Raw genomic sequence first — 722 nt, 5'->3', positions numbered from 1 at the left:
GTTTTTTCAAAATATGACAAATAGAAGAGAATATACAGCAGAATTCAAATTAGAAGCTGTTAAGCTGGTTAAAGAAACAGGTCAAGCAAGTACAAAAATAGCAAAAGATCTAGGTATAGATGGCAGTATGTTAAGTAAGAAAATATGATGGAAAAATGTCTGGAGCATACGCATTTCCAGGCAAAGGCTCCTTATGACAAAGAAAGATTTGATCTAAAAAAAGAACTAACAAGAGAAAGAGACATCTTAAAAAAAGCCCTGGGCAAAGAAAAAGAGTAAAGTATTCTTTTATATAGAAATTGCTATAAAACACAGGAACTATGTAGGGTTTTGTACTGGTGGTATTGGTTGCTAAGGAAAAAAGCAGTAAAGAATTAGCAAAAGAAGGGCTTCTAACAGATATTCAAAAAATACATCAAGCTTCTAAATGCAGATATGGAGCCCCTAAAATTCACGCTGAATTAAAAGCTTTAGGCAAAAATTAAAACAGTACAAAGTGTTATGCAAGAAAATGGCATTAAAACCAAGCTTAGACGAAGGTTCAAAAATAAAAAACAGCAAATAAGCAACCGAGTTGTGGCTCCGAACACATTGGATCAAAATTTTACTACTGATCAGCCAAATAAAGTTTGGGATTACCTACATAAAAACTAAAGAAGGTTGTTGGCGGCAATAATTGACCTATATTCACGCATGGTGGTTAATGAGTAACATGATAATTA

At 33.1% G+C, this 722-nt stretch carries 1 pseudogene; it reads left to right on the top strand.

From position 1 onward, the window contains the following. Positions 1–13 precede the first annotated feature (13 nt). Positions 14–702, top strand: a pseudogene (locus WOCAOBSORBRA_RS06680) (IS3 family transposase); the annotation flags it as partial. Between the last annotated feature and the right edge of the window lie 20 nt (positions 703–722).

The organism is Wolbachia endosymbiont of Cardiocondyla obscurior (assembly GCF_902713635.1).
GTDB lineage: Bacteria > Pseudomonadota > Alphaproteobacteria > Rickettsiales > Anaplasmataceae > Wolbachia > Wolbachia pipientis.
Note: the sequence above shows the minus strand (reverse complement) of the source record. Positions and strands in the feature narration are given on the sequence as shown.